The organism is Streptomyces sp. NBC_00513 (genome assembly GCF_041431415.1).
In the GTDB taxonomy this organism is placed as follows: domain Bacteria; phylum Actinomycetota; class Actinomycetes; order Streptomycetales; family Streptomycetaceae; genus Streptomyces.
This window is the reverse complement of the sequence record NZ_CP107845.1, coordinates 1406268-1424938: the sequence shown is the minus strand read 5'-3', so window position 1 is coordinate 1424938 and position 18671 is coordinate 1406268. Positions and strand designations below refer to the sequence as shown.

The window sequence follows — 18671 nt, the reverse complement described above, 5'->3', positions numbered from 1 at the left end:
CAGGCAGGAGAACACCCGTGAACGCCACCAGCGATGCCGACGTGCTGATCGTCGGAGCCGGTCCCACCGGCCTGCTCGCCGCCTGCGAACTACTGCGGCGCGGCGTGGGCGTACGGATCGTCGACCGGGCCCACGAAGCCGCCCGGGTACCCAAGGCGCTGTCGCTGTGGCCCCGGGTCCGCGACATCCTCACCGACCTCGGCGTCGGTGAGGCCGTACAGGAGGCCTCCGTACCCGTACGGGCCTTCCGCTACTTCTCCGACCGCAAGCCGGTCGCCTCGCTCACCTTCACCGAGGAGCTGGCCGCCCGCCAGCTTCCCCAACCCGAGACGGAACGCATCCTCACCGAACGGCTGCACGCCCTCGGCGGGAAGATCGAGCGCGGCGTCCGGCTGCTGTGCCTCGACGACGTCGACTACTCCGGCCGGATCGAGCCGGGCGGCTCGGTCACCGCCGTACTGGAGCACGGCGACGGCCTCGTCGAGCGGTTCACCGCGGCCTTCGTCATCGGCGCCGACGGGGCGGGCAGCGACGTCCGCCGGCAACTCGGCATCGGCTTCGAGGGATCCACCTACGAGATGGCCTTCGCCCTCCTCGACACCCGCATCGAGGGGAACCTGCCGCCCGACGAGATCTCGTACTACCAGAGCATCTCGGGCACCCTGTGCGTCGTCCCGCAGCCCGACGGGGTCTTCCGCTTCCTGTCGGTGATGCCCGAGGGCACCACCCTGACCCGCGACGACATGCAGCGACTCATCGACACCCGCGGCCCCCACGGCGTACGGATCACCGAACCGGTCTGGGAGACCGTCTTCCGGGTCCACGCCCGGCGGGCCACCGACTTCCAGCGCGGCCGGGTCTTCCTGGCCGGGGACTCGGCGCACGTGCACAGCCCAGCGGGCGGCCAGGGCATGAACAACGGCCTCCAGGACGCCCACAACCTCGCCTGGAAACTCGCCGCCGTCCTCGCCGGCGAGGCCCCCGCCACGCTCCTGGAGAGCTACGGCAGGGAACGCGTCGAGGCGACCGGTCGCATCGTCCGCGACACCGACCTGCACACCCGGGCCCTGACCGCCCGCACCCGGCGCCGGGTCGCCGCCCGCGACACCGCCTTCCGGCTGCTGGACCGCACCGGCGCCGCCGCCCGGCTCTACGCCCCCGTGATGGCGGGCCGCCGGCTCGCCTACACCCCGGACCGCGACACCCGGCAGCCGTCGACCGGCGCCTGTCGGGTACGCGACCGGCTGCCCGGCGGCATCCGGGCCGGCTCGGTCTTCCCCCGGGCCGCCGCCGTCGCGCTGGGCCTGGCCGGACCGGGGCGGGCCCCGGCGGGCTGGACGCTGCTGCTGCGCCCGCCCGCCCGGGACACCGCCTGGACCGCCCGGGTCGAGCACACCGTCGGCCCCTGGCCGGGGCTCCGCGTCCTGCGGGCCACACCCGACCTGCCCGGCCGGGGCGGGCTGTGCGCCCGCCCCGGGTACTACCTGATCCGGCCCGACGGGCACGTGGCGGCCCACGGGCACACCGACGACCTGCACCGGCTGGAGGCCGAACTCCGCCACGCCCTGACCCCGACACCCGACCACTGACCCCCACGCCCCACCGAGCACCCCCGCGAGCGCCGCCGCCCGGCCCAGGCCGGACGGCGGCGCTCCTGCGCGTTCCGGGAGGTCAGGGGCCTACGGTGCGTCGGACCCGCTCCGGCGGCGCGGCGGTTCCTCCCCGCCGGAGCCCACCCGCTCCTCCTCCTGCGGCGGGTCGGGCAACGCCAGGCACAGGGCGTCCAGGGCCGCCGCGAAGGCGTGGTCGGGCGGGGTTCCGTAGCCGAGCACCAGCCCGTCCCGCGGGGTCATGGAGCTCTCGGGGTGCAGGTACGGCCGCAATCCGTCCAGCGCCAGGCCCTGCCGGCGGGCCGCCCGCAACGCCGCCTCCTCGGTGTCCCTCGGCAGCTCCAGCACCGCGTGCAGCCCGGCCGCCACCCCACTGACCTTGATGTGCGGGGCCTCCTGCGCCAGCCGGGCCGCCAGCTGGTCCCGGCGGCGCCGGTAGATCAGGCGCATCCGGCGCAGGTGACGGTCGTAGGCGCCCGAGCCGATGAACTCGGCCAGGGTCAGCTGGTCCGTGACCCCCGACCACATCTCGCGGGGGCCCTTCACGGCGAGCACGTCGTCCACCAGCCAGCCGGGCAGCACCATCCAACCCAGCCGCAGCGCGGGCGACAGGCTCTTGCTGGCGGAGCCGATGTAGACGATCCGGTCCGGGTCCAGGCCCTGGACGGCGCCGACCGGCTGGCGGTCGTAACGGAACTCCCCGTCGTAGTCGTCCTCGATCAGCACTCCACCGCTCGCCCGCGCCCAGTCCACCACCGCGGCCCGCCGCTCCGGGTGCAGGGGCCCGCCCGTCGGGAACTGGTGAGCCGGGGTGAGAAGCACCGCCTTGGCGCCCGTCCCGGGGAGTTCCTCGACCCGCGCGCCCCCGCCGTCCACCGTCAGCGGCACCGTGGCCAGCCCCGACGCCACCAGGATGTCCCGGTGGAAGGACAGCCCGTACGACTCCACCGCGACCGGGCCGGCGAGCACCTTGCCGAGCAGCTCCAGCCCGTGGGCGAAACCGGAGCAGACGATGATCCGGTCCGGGGCGGTCCGTACGCCGCGCACCCGCGCGAGGTACTCGGTCAGCGTGCGGCGCAGCTCGATCCGGCCGCGGGGGTCACCGACCCCGAAGGCGTCGTGCGGAGCGGCGGCCAGCGCCCGCCGGGCGGCGCCGATCCAGGCGGTACGGGGGAAGGCGGAGGCGTCGGGGGAGCTCGGCAGCAGGTCGTGCACGGTCCGGCGGTGCGTCGGCCGGGCCGGGCCGCGCGGCCGGTCGGGCTGGAGCGGGGCCGCCCGTCGGGCCACCCGGGTACCGGAGCCCTGGCGCGCCGACAACCAGCCCTCCTCCACCAGCTCGGCGTACGCGTCGGCGACGGTGTTGCGGGCGATCCCCAGGTCCACGGCGAGGGCCCGGTAGGGCGGCAGCCGGGTGCCGGGGGCGAGCCGGCCGGAGTCGATCGCCGTGCGTAACGCCTGCATCAGCTGGTTGCGCAGGCTGCCCTCGCCGCTCAGCTCCAGGTGCAGATCGCTCCCGGTACCCGTCGGCTCGGGATCGGACGCACCCTCGGAATTGACCCATGATCTCTGCATGGGAATGCACCCTACTGCGGGCCGATTGCGCTCCTACAGTTTTCACATGACCACTTTTCAGGTTCCTGAGCGCATGAACTTCGCCGCCGTCGCCCCCAAGATCTTCAAGTCCGTCCTGGCCCTCGACGGGGCCGCCCGACAGGGCCTCGACCCGATCCTCCTGGAGCTCGTCCAGATCCGCACCTCGCAGATCAACCGCTGTGCCTACTGCATCGATTACCACACCAGCGACGCCCGCAAGGGCGGCGAGTCGGAAGAGCGGATCTACCAGCTCACCGCCTGGCAGGAGTCCAGCCTCTTCACCGTCAAGGAGCGCGCGGCACTCGCCCTCACCGAGGAGGTCACCCTCCTCCCCGGCGGAGTCACCGACGCCGTCTACGACGAGGCCGCCCGCCACTTCGGCGAGGAGGAGCTCGCGCACCTGATCGCGCTCATCTTCACCGCCAACGTGTGGAACCGGATGAACGTCGCCACCCGCAAGACCCCCGGAACCGAGTAGTCCGGCCGCTCCCGACCCCCTCAGACCCCATAACGACGCACCAGGGCGGTGGCCACCGCCGGACAGGCCAGGCCACCGCCCCCCGCATGCCCCCACCCCCGTCTCCCGGCACCAGAGGGGGACCGCTGACGAAGGACTGACATCGTGACCACCCTCGATTCATCCGCACCGCGCACCGCGGGCAAGGAACCCTCCGCGGTCAAGGGCTGGCTGGCCGTCCTGGCCGTCACCCTCGGCATCTTCTCCCTCATGACCTCCGAGCTGCTGCCCGTCGGCCTGCTCACCCCCGTCGGGGACGCCCTGAAGGTCTCCGAGGGCACGGCGGCCCTCATGGTCACCATCCCCGGCCTGGTCGCGGCGATCTCGGCCCCGCTGGTGACCGTCGCCACCGGAAAGTTCGACCGGCGGCTCGTCCTGGTCATCCTGATCGCCATCGTCGGCCTGGCGAACCTCGCCTCCGCCTTCGCCACCAGCTTCGCCGTGGTCCTGGTCGCCCGCTTCCTCATCGGCATCAGCGTCGGTGGCTTCTGGTCCATCGCCGGCGGCATCGCCCTGCGCCTGGTCCCCGAACGACACGTCGCCCGCGCCACCGCCGTCATCTTCGGCGGCGTGGAAACGGCCTCCGTGCTCGGCGTGCCCACCGGCACCTTCCTCGGCGACCTCTCCGGCTGGCGCACCGCCTTCGCCGCGGTCGGCATCCTCGGCCTCGTCGCCCTCGCCGCCATGCTCTTCCTGATGCCGAAGGTCCCGGCCGAGCGCACCATCGTCTTCGGTGACCTGCCCCGCGTGTGGAAGTCCAACGCCGGCGTCCGCATCGGCATCGCGATGACCTTCCTCGTCATCACCGGCCACTTCCTCGCCTACACCTTCGTCCGTCCGCTCCTCCAGGACGACGGCGTCGGCGACAACATGATCGGTGTCCTGCTGCTGACCTTCGGCATCGCCGGCATCACCGGCAACTTCATCGCCGGCGCCCTGATCGCCAAGCGGCTGCGCCAGGTCGTCATCGGCATCGCGATCGTCCTCGCCGTCGCCATGCTGCTGCTCGCCACCGTCGGCAACACCACCGTCACCGCGGCCGTCATCCTCGTCCTGTGGGGCCTGGGCTACGGCGCCGTGCCGGTGACCTTCCAGACCTGGATCCTCGACGCCGCCCCCGACGCGACCGAGGCCGCCTCCTCCCTGTACGTCTCCACCTTCAACCTGTCGATCGCCCTCGGCGCCCTCTTCGGCGGCATCGCCGTGGACAACCTCGCCACCGCCAGCGTCCTGTACATCGGCGCGGGCCTCGCAATCCTCACCCTCCTCGTCGTCGGCCGACGCTCCGGCCGCCCGACCGACTCCGCCCCGGCCGCCGAACCGGCGACCGACCCGGCCACCGCGGCCGCCCACTGATCGTCTGCCCCGCGACCAACCGTCCCCCGCGGGCGGGACAGACAGCCGGGCGCGGCTCCCTCAAGGAGCCGCGCCCGGCGCTTTCGCGTGCGCGGGCGCTTCTGGCGGGGCGCGGGTTCGGGGGTGGGGCGGGCTTCCGCGCTTCGGCTCCCACCCCTCGGGTCGACGACGCCGCACCCGGCCGCTCCACACCGCGGGAGCCCGGTGCGGTGAGGGTCGCAGGCCAGGGGCACCGGTCAGCACGTCGGGCAGGACGTCGGTACGACGACCACCTGGTTCCGCCGACCGCCGACCGCCGCACTCTCGGCGAGTCGTCCCGCCCCGCCCCGACCCGACCTGACCTCGGCGCTCCGGGGAGGCGCTGTCGTCGCCGACCTCCATCAGGGTGCGGGCTCCTGTACCGACACGGACACGGATACCGATACCGACACCGGGACGGAGACGCGGCTGCCCGAGAAGCAACGCCCTCGGCGCACACCGGCGGGGGACGGCCGGCGAACGGCACCAAGGGGAACGCACAAAGGGGCGGGTCGGCGCCGTAGCGCCGACCCGCCCCACCCTGCCCCTCGGCCGCCGCGATCCGCGGCCCGCGTCTCAGACGAGCAGCCGCTCCGGGGGCCCGGTCAGTTCGTGGCCCAGCATCGAGCGGAGTTCCCCGTAGGCGCGCGTGTCGCCGGCCAGGACGCCACCGAGGAGGGTGCGGCCGTCCGGGCCGAGGACCAACTTGGCGTAGGTGGCGGCCGTGTGGTCCTCCCGTACGAAGGACAGCGCGCCCTCGACCCGGGCGTGGACGTCGCCGAACCCGGCCACGTCCACGCCGAACACCTTCAGCTTCGCCGAGGTGTCGGCGCCCGGGAAGGGCTCGGACGCCCTGCCGGTCAGTTGCGCGGCCACGCTCTCGGCCATCAGGTAGCCGGGGGCGACCAGGCCGTGGCAGCGGCCCAGGACGGCCGCGCACTCTCCGACCGCCCAGATCCGGGGGTCCTCGGTACGGCAGTGGGCGTCCACCAGGAAACCGCCCCGCTCCCCGCGCGGAAGCCCGGCCGGCTCGGCCAGTTCGTCGCGCGGGCGGACCCCCGCCGAGAACACCACGCAACGGGCGGGCAGCACGTCACCGTCGGCCAGCGTCACCTCGCGGACCCACCCGTCGGGGCCCGCGTCCACGGACGCCACGCCGCGGCCGCAGTGCACGCTCATGCCGAGCCGGCCCACCAGGCGGGCCAGCACCGCGCCCCCGCCCTCGTCGAGTTGGAGCGGCATCAGGTGCGGGGCCACCTCCACCACATGGGGTCGCATTCCCAGCGAACGCAGGGCCTGCGCCGCCTCCAGCCCCAGCAGCCCGCCGCCGATCACCACGCCGGCGGCGCCCGGTTCGGCGGCCGCGCGCAGGGCGTCGAGGTCCGCGAGGGTCCGGTAGGTGAAGCAGCCCGGCAGGGTGTGACCGGGGATCGGCGGCACGAACGGCTTCGACCCGGTGGCCAGCACGAGTGCGTCGTACCGCACGTGCGAGCCGTCCGCGAAGGTCGCCGTACGGGTCGCCCGCTCGATCGCGACGACCGGAACCCCGAGCCGCAGTTCGACCCGGGGGTCCTCCAGGACCTCGGGGCCGGTCAGCGTCAGGTCCCGGGCGCTCCGCCCGTCCAGGTACGAGGAGAGCGCCACCCGGTCGTAGGCGGCGCGGGGTTCCTCGGCCGCGACGACGATCCGCCACGACGCGAACCGCTCGTCCGCCCGCAGGAGTTCGAGGAGCCGGTGGCCGACCATGCCGTGGCCGGCGAGGACCAGGGTCCCGCTCACGGGCGGTGCCCCCCTTCCGCGGATCGGGCGAGTTCGGCGCAGAGCCGGCCCACCGCCGGGACACAGGTCCCGCAGCCCGTGGTGGCCCGGGTCGCGGCGGCGAGCTCGGGCAGGGCGCGGGCACCGCCGGCCCAGGCCTGCCGAAGGGCCCCCCGGGTCACGTTGTTGCACTGGCAGACCACGGCCGTGTCCGGCAGCGCGCCCGAGGCCGCGTACCCGCCGGCGGAACCGATCAGCAGGGCCAGCCGGTCGCTCGGCACCGGGAGGTCCCGCGCGTACAGCCGGCCCACGGCGGCGACGGCCTGCGGGAACCCCGCGACGATCCCGGACCGGATCCGGCCTTCGCGCAGCCGCAGTCGGGCGTGGCGCCCGCCGCCCGGATCGGACAGCGACACGCTTTCCTCGCCGGGGGCCGGTTCCCGGTCCGGAGCGGGTTCCCCGCCCTGGCCGACGACCGTCAGTTCCAGTCCCCGGATCCCGGGGCGCAGCACGCGTCGCGTCGGCCGGTACGGCCTGTCCGAGCCGGTCAGGATGCTTGCGAGGGCGTCCGCCTGTTCCCACGCCGACGTCAGTGAGTCCCCGGCGGCGCCCGCGTGTTCGGCGCAGTCCCCGATGGCGTGGATCCGCGGATCGCCGGTGCGCAGCCGGTCGTCCACCACGATCCCGCGCCGCACCTCCAGCCCCGCCGCCCGGGCCACCGCGGTCTCCGGGACGCTGCCCGCGCACGCCAGCACGGTGGCCGCCGCGAGCAGCCGGCCGTCGTCCAGCACGGCCTTGCCGTGCTCGGCGCCGGCCACCCGGCGGCCGAGTTCCAAGGCCACGCCGGCCTCCTCCAGGGTCCGCGCCAGTACCGCCGAGGCAGGCCCGTCGAGGTCGCGGTGGGCGAGCCGCGGCCCGGAGTGCACCAACGTCACCTCGTGCCCGGCGCCGCTCAGCGCGGCGGCGGCGCCCGCCCCGCGCAGCCCGCCCCCGGCGATCACCACCGGCCCCTCCGGCGGCGGTTCGGCGTCGGCGAGGGTGCCCAATCGGCGCACGGCGGGGGAGTCGAAGCCGGGGGACCGCGGGCGCGCCCCGGTGGCCAGCACCAGGACCTCGTACCCGTACCCGGTCCCGTCGGCGGTACGGACCTCGCGTCGGGCACGGTCGATGCCGGTCACGACGGCCGCCCGGCGCACCCGCGCGTTCCCCGGCGGCGCGGCCAGCTCCAGGGCGCGGCCGGGCAGGGTGCCGTCCAGGACCGACAGCAGCAGGGCCCGGTTGTAGGCGGCGTGCGGCTCGGCTGCCAGGACGGTCACCGGACCCCGGTGCCCGAGCCGGTGCAGGGAGGCGCAGAGGCGGTGGGCGGCCGGGCCGTGGCCGACGACGACGATCCCGCTCACGAGGACTCCGACCAGGGTTCGACGCGGACGGCGGCCAACTTGAACTCCGGCATGCCGCTGACCGGGTCCAGGGCGGGCCCGGTCATCAGGTTGGCCCGGCCCGCGCCGGGGAAGTGGAACGGCACGAACACGGTGTCGGCGCGCAGGCTCTCCACCAGCCGGACCCGGGCCACCACCGCCCCGTGCGCGGAGACGACCCGGGCGTGAGCGCCGTCGGTCAGTCCGAAGCGCCCGGCCGTGTCCGGGTGGACCTCGACGAACACCTCCGGTGCGACGGCCATCAGTTCGGGTACCCGGCGGGTCTGCGCCCCCGACTGGTAGTGGGCCAGGACCCGGCCCGTCGTCGCGAGGAGCGGCCGCCCGGCGTCCGGGACCTCCGCGGATTCCCGGTCCTCCACCGGGGCGAACCGGGCCCGCCCGTCCGGGTGCGCGAAGCGGTCCAGGAACATCCGGGGCGTACCGGGATGCCGGGCGCCGCCGTCGTCCGCCGGGCAGGGCCAGTACAACTCCTCGCCCGCGTCGAGCCGTTCCCAGCTGATCCCCGCGTAGTCGGCGCGGCCCCCGGCGGAGGCCCGGCGCAGCTCCTCGAAGACCGTGCGCGGCGCCGTCGGGAACCGTTCGGGAGGCTGCCCCAGTCGCGTCGCGAGCCCGTGCAGCACGTCGAGGTCGGTCCGTACCCCGGGCGGCGGGGCCAGGACCGGGCGGCGGCGCACCACCCGCCCCTCCAGATTGGTCAGGGTGCCCTCCTCCTCGGCCCACTGGGTGACGGGCAGCACCACGTCGGCCAGGGCCGCCGTCTCGGACGGCACGAAATCGGCGACGACCAGCAGGTCCAGGGCGGCCAGCCGGCGCGACACGTGCGCCGCGTTCGGGGCGGACACCGCCGGATTGGAGCCGAAGACCAGCAGGGCCTTGGGTCCGCCGGGCGTGCCGAGGGAGTCGAGCAGCTGGTAGGCGCCGGTGCCCGGGCCGGGCAGGGTGTCGGGCTCCACGCCCCAGACGCCCGCCACGTGGGCGCGCGCCGCCGGGTCGGTGATCATCCGGTACCCGGGGAGCTGGTCGGCCTTCTGGCCGTGCTCGCGTCCGCCCTGCCCGTTGCCCTGGCCGGTCAGGCAGCCGTACCCGCTGCCCGGGGTGCCCGGCAGGCCCAGCGCGAGCGACAGGTTGACGAACGCGGACACCGTGTCGGTGCCCTTGCTGTGCTGTTCGGCGCCGCGCCCGGTGAGCACGTACCGGCGGTCCGCCCCGGCGAGCATCCGCACGGCCTCGCGCATGTCCGCGACCGGTACGCCGGTGATCCCCTCCACCCGCTCGGGCCACCAGGCCACGGCCCGCCGCCAGGCCTCGTCGAAGCCGGTGGTGCGCTCGGCCACGTACGCCTCGTCGAGCAGGCCTTCCGTGACGGCGAGGTGGAACAGGCCCAGGGCCAGGGCCAGATCGGTGCCCGGCACGGGCTGGAGGTGCAGCGCGGCCAGCTCGGCGGTACGGGTGCGGCGCGGGTCGATCACGACGAGGCGCGCCCGGTTCAAGTGCCGCATCAACGGCGGCATCGTCTCGGCGGGGTTGGCGCCGGCCAGCAGGATGACCTGCGCACGCCCGAGGTCCGCGACGGGGAACGGCAGACCCCGGTCGAGCCCGAAGGCCGCGTTCCCGGCGGCGGCGGCCGACGACATGCAGAAGCGGCCGTTGTAGTCGATCCTGCTGGTGCCGAGCGCCACCCGGGCGAACTTGCCGAGCAGATAGGCCTTCTCGTTGGTCAGTCCGCCGCTGCCGAACACCCCGACGGCGTCCGCGCCGTGCTCCCCGCGCAGCCGTGCCAGCCGACCGGCGACCAGGTCGAGCGCCGAGTCCCAGTCGGTGGGTGCCAGTCGCCCGTCGGGGCCGCGCACCAGCGGGGTCCGCAGCCGGTCGGGCGCCCGGAGCACCGCGGGGGCCGTCCAGCCCTTCTGGCACAGGCCGCCCCCGGCGGGGTCGGCCGGCCGGACGGCGACCGCGTCGCCCTCGTCGCGCAGTACGGTCGGGCACTGGAGGGCGCAGTACGCGCAGTGCGTGGCGGCCTCGGGCGCCGCGGCCGGGTCAGCGGACATGGGCCGGCCTCGGCTCGCGCGATGGGGCGGGTCCCTGGGCGACCCGCCGCCCGGGACGCAGGTACACCGCCCAGGTGAGCAGCACGCAGAGCGCGTAGTAGCCGAGGAAGCAGGCGAACGCCGTGGTGCCGCTGCCCTGTGGCCCCTGGTAGGAGGCGCGGAACGCCAGGTTGATCGCGACCCCGCCGAGCGCGCCGACCGCGCCCGCGATGCCGATGGCGGCGCCCGAGATCCGACGGGCCCGGGCGAAGGCCTGCCGGGCCTCGCCGCCCGAGGTGATGGTGGCCTCCGCCTCGGCGGCGGCCGCGGCCGGGATCAGCTTGTACGTGGAGCCGTTGCCGAGCCCGCTGAGCACGAAGACCAGGGTGAAGGCCGCGACGAACGCCCCGAAGGACCCGGCCCGCGAGGCCAGCAGCAGCCCCGCCGTTCCCAGGGCCAGCGCCAGGAACGCCCACAGGGTGACGCGCGCCCCGCCCCAGCGGTCGGCGAGCTTCCCGCCGAGCGGCCGTGACACCGAGCCGAGCAGCGGGCCGATGAACGTGTACGAGGCCGCTTCGAGCGGCGTCGAGCCGAACTCGTTCTGCAACACCAGCCCGAAGGCGAACCCGTAGCCGATGAAGGAACCGAACGTGCCGATGTACAGGAAGGAGATGAACCAGGTGTGGCGGCTCGCGGCGGCCTCGCGCAGCGCCCCGGGCCGGGCCCGGACGGCGTCGACGTTGTCCATCTTCAGGGCCGCGAGCAGCGCGGAGAGCACGATCAGCGGGAGATAGACGGCGGCCACGTACGACGGGTGGGTGTCCCTGGCCGTGGCGATCACCAGCAGGCCCAGCAACTGCACCACGGCCACGCCGAGGTTGCCGCCGCCGGCGTTCACCCCCAGGGCCCAGCCCTGGCGGTTCTGCGGGAAGAAGGTGGTGATGTTGGTCATCGAGGAGGCGAAGTTGGCGCCGCCCACCCCGGCCGTGGCGCCGATGACCAGGAACACCCACAGCGGGGTCCCCGGGCGCTGCACGAAGACGAACGCGAGCAGCGCCGGCACCAGCAGCACGGCCGAGGCGAACACCGTCCAGTTGCGACCGCCGAACCGGGTCACCGCCCAGCTGTACGGCAGCCGCAACACGGCGCCCACCAGGGTCGGCACCACGACGAGCAGGAACTTCTCACCGGGGGTGAACCCGAGGCCGATCTCCGGCGACATGAACAGCACGAGCACCGACCACATGCTCCACACCGAGAACCCGATGTGTTCGGACAGCACGGACAGTGCCAGGTTGCGGCGCGCGATCCGCTTCCCGGTGCGCTCCCAGTACTGCTCGTCCTCCGGGTTCCAGCCTTCGATCCACCGCCCGGCGGCGGGCCTGGTCTTCATGTCTCTCCTCTCTGGGGCCCGGTCCGCCTCTCGGCGACACCGGGCCCGACGGGGTGCCGCTCAGGCCGCTCGGGGCGACTCGGGCCCGCTCAGGGCCGCTTGGGGGCGCGTTCCACCAGGGCGCGTTCCACCAGGGCGCGCGCCGCGCCCGTGTACCCGGCCGGATCGCACAGGCCCGCCAGCGCCGCCGGCCCCAGGACGCCCGCCAGCTCGGGAGCCTCGGCGAGGACGTCCGCCAGGGGCCGTCCCTCGGCGCCGGCCGTCGCCGTGGCCTCGTTCAACAGCGTGCGGGCCGCGGCCTTCCCGAGCCGTGGGGCGAGCACGGCCACGATCCGCTCCGAGACCACCGCGCTGCCGGTGAGGTCCAGGTTGGCGCGCATCCGCTCCGACCTGACCTCCAGCCCCTCGGTCAGTTCCACGGCCGTGTGCGAGGCGCCGCCCACCAGCCGCAGGCACTCCCGCAGCAGCAACCACTCGGCGTGCCAGGCGCCCGCGGACCGCTCGTCCTCCGACACCAGACAGGCCGTCAACGCGCCCGCCAGGGCCGGGACCTGGAGGGCCGCGCTGCGGATCAGCGTGGACAGCACCGGATTGCGCTTGTGGGGCATCGCGGAGGAACTTCCCCGCCCGGCGCCGCCCGGTTCGGCGAGTTCGCCGACCTCGGTCCGGGCCATGCCCTGCACGTCCACGGCGATCTTCCCGAGCGCCCCCGCCGTGAAGGCGAGCGCCGCCGCCAGGTCGGCGAGCGGCGTGCGCAGGCTGTGCCACGGCAACGCCGGCCGGGCCAGGCCCGTCTCGGCGGCGTACGCGGCGACCAGCCGGTCGTGGAAGACCCCCGGGTCCAGCACGTCCTCGGAGCCCTCGGGGCCGTCGAGGCCGGCGTACTCGACGTACCCGGCCAGGGTTCCCGCCGCGCCGCCCAGCGAGACGGGCAGCCCCTCCTCCTGGACCCGCGCGAGCCGCTCCCGGGCCTCGCGCACCAGCTGGAGCCAGCCCGCCGCCTTCAACCCGAACGTCGTCGGCACGGCGTGCAGCGCCATCGTCCGACCGGCGATCAGCGTGTCCCGGTGCTCCCCGGCCAGCGCGGCCAGGGCCGTCGCGGTACGCGTCAGGTCCTCCCGCACGAGCGTCAGCGCGCGGTGCGCCACCAGCATCGCCCCGGTGTCGAAGATGTCCTGGCTGGTGGAGCCGCGGTGGACGTACTCGGCGGCCTCCGGGGAGTCCGCCGCGACCACCGCGGTCAGCGCCCGCACCAGGCCCACGACCGGGTTGGCCGTCTCCCGGGCCGCGACGGCCAGCTCGCGCAGGTCCAGCCGCTCCGCCCGGGCCGCGTCGGTGATGGCGTCGGCGGCCTGCCAGGGCAGGGTGCCCAGCCGGGCCTGGGCCCGGGCCAGTGCCGCCTCGGCGTCCAACATGGCCTGGAGCCAGGCGGGATCCCCGGTCACCGCCTCGACGGGGGTGCCGGCGCGGACCGGTGAGAGCAGGCCCGCGTCGGGCGCCGTCGCGGGAGCCGGCTCGACCTCGGCCGCGGGAGGGGGCGCGGCCGGGTCGACCAGGCGCAGACCGCCGGGCATCAGACGATCACTCCGGTGAGGTCGGTGCCGGCGTCCACCGGGCCCAGCCCGGCCGGCACGTGCGCGACCGCGGGCAGATCCAGTACCGCGCGGGCGATGGCGTCGGAGTCCCCGAGCGTCACCGAGTCCACGCCCGGACGGATGCCCGCCGCGGTCACCCAGTGCACCGATTCGGTGGGCACCCCGTACGCGAACCGTCGCGGATGCGCGCGGCCCCGCGCGTCGAGCATGTGGAACGGCCGCTCGGTCACCGCGAGCCCGCCCGTCTCGTACGTGGTGCCCTGCGCGGCGTCGATCCGGTAGGTGGCGGCCTGGTCGGTGTCCAGGAGGTGGCGCAGCAACGGGTCGGCCGTGCGCCGCAGATCGGGCTCCGGCAGGCGGGCCTCGATCAGCGCGGTCGCGCGGATCGCCGGACCGGGAACCACCGAGGACTCGGCCACGTAGAGCTGCGCGGTCGTGTCGATGCGGACCTGCACCCCGGGGCCGAGGATGGTCAGGACCCCCGCCTCGATCAGGGCGCCCATCTCCTCGATGCGGGAGGCCGGCGGGCCGATGGACAGGAACGCGTTGAGCGGCGTGTACCAGCCCTCCAGGTCGTCGCGGTGCGAGGTGCCCTCCAGCCCGCCGTGGTCGACCGCCAGCCGGATCTCGTTGCGCAGGTCGCGCAGCAGGTCCAGGGCGGCCTTCACGGGACCGCTGACGTTCCCCTGCTTGGCCGCGACCACGTCGCGGGCCAGGTACTCCAACAGCCAGGCGGTGAAATCGGCGCGGCCGGTGAACACCCGGTCGCCGTAGGGACGGGAGAGGCCCTCCCAGTCCCACCGGTCGGCCTCCTCGATGCCGTGCGCCGTCAGCAGTGGCGCGGGATCGGCGTCCGGCTCCAGCGCCAGGTACTGCTCCACGAACGGCTCGCGTTCGGCGTCCCGGCCGCGCTGCGTGAGCAGGGTGGCGTAGTAGACGCTCTCCACCTCGCGGGCGATCAGCGGCCACAGGTCGGCGCTGAAGCTGACCGGCCGGCCGTCCCGCGCGTCCTCCTTGAGCGCCGCGATGAACTCGGCGGTCAGCAGCCGCGGGTAGTAACGCCCGTGCGCGCCCTTCTCGTTCTCGCCGCGCGCGTGGTAGGGGATGCCGCGCCGCGAGAACGCGTACAGCCGGGGCTCCTGCCCGGACGGGCGGTACACGAGCTTGTCGCCCTCCCGCTCGAAGACCCCGCCGCGGCCCGCCGTCAGCAGCGCCATGTGGTCGAAGAAGTTCAGGCCCAGACCGCGCAACAGCACGTTCTGGCCGGCCTCGATGCCGCTGAGGTCCAGGTCCGCCGGGTTCGAGGGCGTGAGGTAGGTGAGGTGGTGGATCCGGGCCAGGCTGGCCGTCCGGGCCTCCCGGCTGGTGAGCCGGGCCGGCACGTGCCCCTGCGCCATCACGATGGCGTCGAGCGCGTTCAGCCGGACGCCGTTCTCCAGCCGCACGCCCTGCGGTCCGCCCGGCACCCCGTGGGTGTCGGCCATGGCCACCGCCCGCGTCCGGTGCACGTGCACCGTGACGTGGCCGGGCGCGCTCTCGACGACCCGGCGGAAGCAGTCGCCCAGGTAGGTGCCGTAGAAGGCGCGCGTGGGGTACGTGTTCGGACCCATCCGGCGGGCCTCGGCCAGCGTGGCCTCGTCGTGGCTGTCACGGTCCCCGAGCAGGGCCAGGCCCTGCGCCCACTCGTAGAGGCTCGGACCCGGCTCGATGGGCCCGTCGATGCGGACGCTGTGGTCCGTGAAGACGGTGATCTGCGAGGCGACGGTGTTCATCAGCAGGTGCCGGGACTGGGCCGCGCGCCACACCGTTCCGGCGCCGGGCGCGGAGGGGTCCACGACGTGCACCACGACGCCCTCGCGCGAAGGCGCGGTCCGCTCGGCGGCGATCAGCCGCTCCAGGACGGACAGGCCGCGCGGTCCGGCGCCGATGACGGCGAGCTCTACTCGGCTCTTCTTCATTGCGGAACTCCCATTCCTACGGTGCGCGGACGACTAGTTGGCGGTGCTCGTGGACTCGCCGGCGCCGAGCAGCCGGGCCAGCTCCAGGCGCTTGATCTTCGTGGTCGCGGTCTGCGGGAGGTCCTCCAGCCGCCACTGCACGGGCTCCGCCAGCGGCGGCAGCCCGACCACGGCCGACTGCCAGGCGGCCAGGTCCAGCGGCTTGTCGTCCCGGGTGCTGACCACGGGGACGGCGGTGCCGTCGGGGCCGGGGATGATGATGACCTCGACGAGCTCGGGGACGCGGGTGAACAGCTTGTCCTCGATCTCCAGGGTGCTCTTGACGCCCGGGATCTCGTCCACCTCGCGGTCCAGCAGGTGCAGACAGCCCCACTTGGTGCGGTAGCCGACGTCGCCCATGCGCCACCAGCCGTCGTTGACCTGTTTCTCCCAGCGCTGGTGCTCGCCGAGGTAGCTGATGATCCGGCCGTCGCTGCGGACCTCGATCCAGCCCGGGTTGTCCTTGTCCGGCGGGTTGCCGTCGCGGCTGACGACCCGTACCCCCGTCATCCCGGGGAACGGCACGCCCACGCACCGGCCGTTGAAGTCGGCGCCGTCCTTGAGGGAGTACGTGCGGGCCGCGATCGGACCGACCTCGCTCTGGCCGTAGGCCTGCGCGAACCGGCGGTTCTTCCGCCCGGAGGCCTGGAGCAGCCGGTTCACCGTCCGGGGGTGGATCGCGTCGAAGGTGCTGGAGAAGTACTTCACGTTGGCCAGCGGCCGGCGCGGGTCCTCGGCCAACACCTCCCAGCGCAGGAAGGTGTTGGGGTGCGCCTCGATGAACCCCGGCGGCACCTGGCTGAACAGGTCTCCCACCGTCTCCGGGTCGTCGTCGCGCAACACGATCAGCGGATGGCCCTGGAGCACGGCGATGGGCATCGCGGTGAACATCCGCGAGTGGACGAACGAGACGTGCACGGCGATCGGTTCGCTGCGCCGCACGGCCGTCGACACCACGGTGGCCTGCGGCCGGTAGCGCGCCTGGAAGCTGGTGCCGGTGTGCACGGCGAGCTTCGGCGTGCCGGTCGTGCCCGAGGTGTGCGTGATCAGGGTGGGATGGTCGGCGGGCATGGCGACCGCCGGCACCCGCGGTGCCCCGGCGAGCGCGGCGAACGCGGTCGCGCCCTCGTACGCCCCGGAGGCGAGCAGCACCTCCCGGGAGAGGGCCATGACCTCGGCGGGCAGCGAATGCTCCAGCTTCTCCTGGTCGGTGACCAGGAACGGCCGGCCCACGCGCCGCAGCAGCTCGGCGACGGTCGCCCCGTCCAACTTCGGCGACAGCAGCACCGGGACGGCCCCGATGCGGGCGATGGCGCAGGCCAGCAGGGTGATGTCGAACCCGTCCCCCTTGTGCACCACCACGTGGTCACCCGGGCGGACCTGGACCGACCACAGCCGGGAGGCCAGCTCCGCCACCAGTTCGGCGACCTCCGTCAGGGTGGCCCTGCGGCTCAGCTCGGGGGCGATGTCGAGATCGTGGTCGAGGATCACGAAATTGCCGGGGTGTCGGGCGGCCGCTCGATCGAACAGCGTGCCGAGCCGAATTCCCTTGTTGTTTATGCGCTGGAGGAACATGCGTCACTCTCTCGTCCGTGAATTGCCGATGCCGGTCTGAATTCAGGCCTTTTCGATGACGTCCTTGATGCGGGAGAGAGTGGCGTCGAGATCCTGCACCAACTTCGCCGTCCAGTCGTCGACGAACTTCCGGCGCCCCGCCTCGTCCAGATCCGCGACGATCTTGTGGATTCCGGCGGTCGCCTTTCCCATCCGGAAGTGGTGGGTGAGCACGGAACCCGATCCGTCGGCCTTCACGTCGAAGCCCCAGACGCTCTCCTGGTCCTCCTGGGCGTGCGTGAGCATCATCCAGCGGAACGTCCGGCCCGGCTCGGCCGCCGTGACCCGGGCCTCGGTGTACCAGGTGCCGCGGACCAGCGGGGCCCAGGCGACGACCTGCTCGCTGCGCAGGTTCTCGCCCCGGAAGATCGAACCGACCGCGGAGGGCTCTCCCGAGATCCATTCGCCGCCCATGCATTCCGGGCTCCATTCGGCACTGCGCGGCAGGTCGCTGACCACCGCGTACACCTCCTCGGGCGTGGCGTTCACCGAAATGTCGGCGCGGAGTTCAAACAGCGGTGAGGTTTCGATGATGTTCGTCATGGTTGAAATCCTGTCTTTGTCGGGGCGGCCGGTCAACGGCCGAAATTGCTATCCGTCAGGTCGATGACGCCATGCGTCCATGAATTCGGGAATGCGTCAGGAAACGCGCAGGACGAGCTTTCCGCGGACCTTTCCCTCGTCGAGCCGACGGTGCGCCGTGCCCGCCTCGCTCAGCGGCAGCACCTCGGTCGCGTGCGGCTTCAGCAGCCCGTCGGCCAGCAACCGGTTGATGTTCGCGGCGGCGTCCGCCAGTTCGTGCGTACGGGCGTGGGAGATGGCGAAGCCGAGCACCGAGCGGTCCTGGAGGTACAGGGCGCCGGCCGGCAACACCGGACGCGTCCGCAGTCCGGCGAGGACGACCACCCGGCCTCGGGAGGCGAGCAACTCCACCGCCGTCTCCAGGTCGTTGCGGCCCGAGGTGTCCACGTACAGGTCCACGCCGTCCGGGGCCGCCGCCCGGATCAGGGCCGGCACGTCCTCCTCGCGGTAGTCGACGAAGTGCCGGGCGCCCAGCGAGCGCACGTACGCGGCGTCGCGCCCGGCGGCCACGGCCACCACCCGGGCGCCCGCCTGGGCGGCCATCACCACCGCCGCGCTCCCCACGTTCCCGGCGGCGCCGAGGACGAGGACCGTCTCGCCGGCCCGGACCCGACCGTGCGTGAACAGGGCGAGGTGCGCCGTCGCCGCCGGATGGGCCAGCGCCACCGCGTGCACCGGGTCCACCCCCGCCGGCAGGTGGTACAGCCGGTCCGCCGGCACGGCCACCCGTTCGGCGGCGGCGCCCTGCCGGCCCGCGTGACCGAGGCTGTTGCACCACACCCGGTCACCCGCCGCGAAGCCGGGCGCACCGGGACCGGCGGAGACCACCGTTCCCACGAGGTCCCGTCCCACGACGAAGGGGAACGGCACCGGGGTTCGCCAGGCACCCGAACGCACGAAGGTGTCCACGTGGTTGACGGCGGTGACCTCGACGTCGACCAGCACGTCACCCGAACCGGGAACGGGCGGCGGCAGTTCGCCGTGACGGATGGAATCGGGGGGACCGAGTTCTTCTATGTAGGCAGCACGCATGGCCCGGATTCTGGTGCGGTTCCGGGGCTCCCGGGCCGCCGGAGGCGATCACCGCCCGAGGTCCGTCACCTCCCCGTCCCCGGTGTGTCACCTCGGCGCCCCCGGACGGCGAATCGCACCACCGAGGTCCGTCAAGTCCC

Annotated in this window: 13 protein-coding genes; 3 read left to right on the top strand and 10 right to left on the bottom strand. The window is 74.1% G+C overall.

What is annotated here, in order from left to right; all coding sequences use genetic code 11:
• Nucleotides 1–17: 17 nt before the first annotated feature.
• Nucleotides 18–1589, top strand: coding sequence for an FAD-dependent monooxygenase (locus OHA84_RS06750; protein WP_266972650.1), 1572 nt, complete (start codon nucleotides 18–20; stop codon nucleotides 1587–1589).
• 90 nt (nucleotides 1590–1679) lie between these two features.
• Here the strand turns inward: OHA84_RS06750 and OHA84_RS06745 are convergent, their stop codons facing one another.
• Nucleotides 1680–3182, bottom strand: a complete 1503-nt coding sequence (locus tag OHA84_RS06745; protein WP_266972652.1) for a PLP-dependent aminotransferase family protein — start codon at nucleotides 3180–3182, stop codon at nucleotides 1680–1682.
• A 46-nt stretch (nucleotides 3183–3228) separates the two neighbouring features.
• Here OHA84_RS06745 and OHA84_RS06740 point away from each other — a divergent pair, with 46 nt between their 5' ends.
• A complete protein-coding gene (locus OHA84_RS06740) occupies nucleotides 3229–3681 on the top strand; it encodes a carboxymuconolactone decarboxylase family protein (protein ID WP_234350025.1) in 453 nt (150 codons plus the stop codon).
• Between the two features lie 144 nt (nucleotides 3682–3825).
• Nucleotides 3826–5076, top strand: coding sequence for an MFS transporter (locus OHA84_RS06735; RefSeq protein WP_053678195.1), 1251 nt, complete (start codon nucleotides 3826–3828; stop codon nucleotides 5074–5076).
• A 594-nt stretch (nucleotides 5077–5670) separates the two neighbouring features.
• Here the strand turns inward: OHA84_RS06735 and OHA84_RS06730 are convergent.
• From OHA84_RS06730 to OHA84_RS06690, 9 genes are all read right to left on the bottom strand, one after another.
• A complete protein-coding gene (locus tag OHA84_RS06730) occupies nucleotides 5671–6873 on the bottom strand; it encodes an FAD-dependent oxidoreductase (RefSeq protein ID WP_266972655.1) in 1203 nt (400 codons plus the stop codon).
• Entirely contained in the window at nucleotides 6870–8252 is a 1383-nt protein-coding gene (locus tag OHA84_RS06725) for an FAD-dependent oxidoreductase (RefSeq protein ID WP_266972657.1), read from the bottom strand. Before OHA84_RS06725 ends, OHA84_RS06730 begins: the two co-directional genes overlap by 4 nt.
• Nucleotides 8249–10339, bottom strand: coding sequence for a molybdopterin oxidoreductase family protein (locus tag OHA84_RS06720; RefSeq protein WP_266972659.1), 2091 nt, complete (start codon nucleotides 10337–10339; stop codon nucleotides 8249–8251). The genes OHA84_RS06725 and OHA84_RS06720 overlap by 4 nt, the downstream gene beginning before the upstream one ends.
• On the bottom strand, nucleotides 10329–11711 hold the full coding sequence (locus tag OHA84_RS06715; protein ID WP_266972661.1) for a NarK/NasA family nitrate transporter: 1383 nt from the start codon (nucleotides 11709–11711) through the stop codon (nucleotides 10329–10331). The genes OHA84_RS06720 and OHA84_RS06715 overlap by 11 nt, the downstream gene beginning before the upstream one ends.
• 89 nt (nucleotides 11712–11800) lie before the next feature.
• Nucleotides 11801–13285, bottom strand: a complete 1485-nt coding sequence (gene pcaB / locus OHA84_RS06710) for a 3-carboxy-cis,cis-muconate cycloisomerase (protein ID WP_266951811.1) — start codon at nucleotides 13283–13285, stop codon at nucleotides 11801–11803.
• Entirely contained in the window at nucleotides 13285–15264 is a 1980-nt protein-coding gene (locus tag OHA84_RS06705; protein WP_266972663.1) for an FAD/NAD(P)-binding domain-containing protein, read from the bottom strand. The genes pcaB and OHA84_RS06705 overlap by 1 nt, the downstream gene beginning before the upstream one ends.
• A 33-nt stretch (nucleotides 15265–15297) precedes the next feature.
• The gene (locus OHA84_RS06700) at nucleotides 15298–16878 is read right to left on the bottom strand and encodes a class I adenylate-forming enzyme family protein (protein ID WP_053678210.1); all 1581 of its coding nucleotides are present in this window, start codon (nucleotides 16876–16878) and stop codon (nucleotides 15298–15300) included.
• A 42-nt stretch (nucleotides 16879–16920) separates the two neighbouring features.
• Entirely contained in the window at nucleotides 16921–17460 is a 540-nt protein-coding gene (locus tag OHA84_RS06695) for an SRPBCC family protein (RefSeq protein ID WP_053678212.1), read from the bottom strand.
• A 96-nt stretch (nucleotides 17461–17556) separates the two neighbouring features.
• Entirely contained in the window at nucleotides 17557–18531 is a 975-nt protein-coding gene (locus OHA84_RS06690) for an NADPH:quinone reductase (RefSeq protein ID WP_053678214.1), read from the bottom strand.
• Nucleotides 18532–18671 lie beyond the last annotated feature (140 nt).

Coding starts and splice junctions, on each gene's coding strand:
- OHA84_RS06745 (WP_266972652.1), bottom strand. CDS start 3,182: ATGCAGAGATCATGGGTCAATTCCGAGGGTGCGTCCGATCCCGAGCCG.
- OHA84_RS06740 (WP_234350025.1), top strand. CDS start 3,229: ATGACCACTTTTCAGGTTCCTGAGCGCATGAACTTCGCCGCCGTCGCC.
- OHA84_RS06720 (WP_266972659.1), bottom strand. CDS start 10,339: ATGTCCGCTGACCCGGCCGCGGCGCCCGAGGCCGCCACGCACTGCGCG.
- OHA84_RS06715 (WP_266972661.1), bottom strand. CDS start 11,711: ATGAAGACCAGGCCCGCCGCCGGGCGGTGGATCGAAGGCTGGAACCCG.
- pcaB (WP_266951811.1), bottom strand. CDS start 13,285: ATGCCCGGCGGTCTGCGCCTGGTCGACCCGGCCGCGCCCCCTCCCGCG.
- OHA84_RS06705 (WP_266972663.1), bottom strand. CDS start 15,264: ATGAAGAAGAGCCGAGTAGAGCTCGCCGTCATCGGCGCCGGACCGCGC.
- OHA84_RS06700 (WP_053678210.1), bottom strand. CDS start 16,878: ATGTTCCTCCAGCGCATAAACAACAAGGGAATTCGGCTCGGCACGCTG.
- OHA84_RS06695 (WP_053678212.1), bottom strand. CDS start 17,460: ATGACGAACATCATCGAAACCTCACCGCTGTTTGAACTCCGCGCCGAC.
- OHA84_RS06690 (WP_053678214.1), bottom strand. CDS start 18,531: ATGCGTGCTGCCTACATAGAAGAACTCGGTCCCCCCGATTCCATCCGT.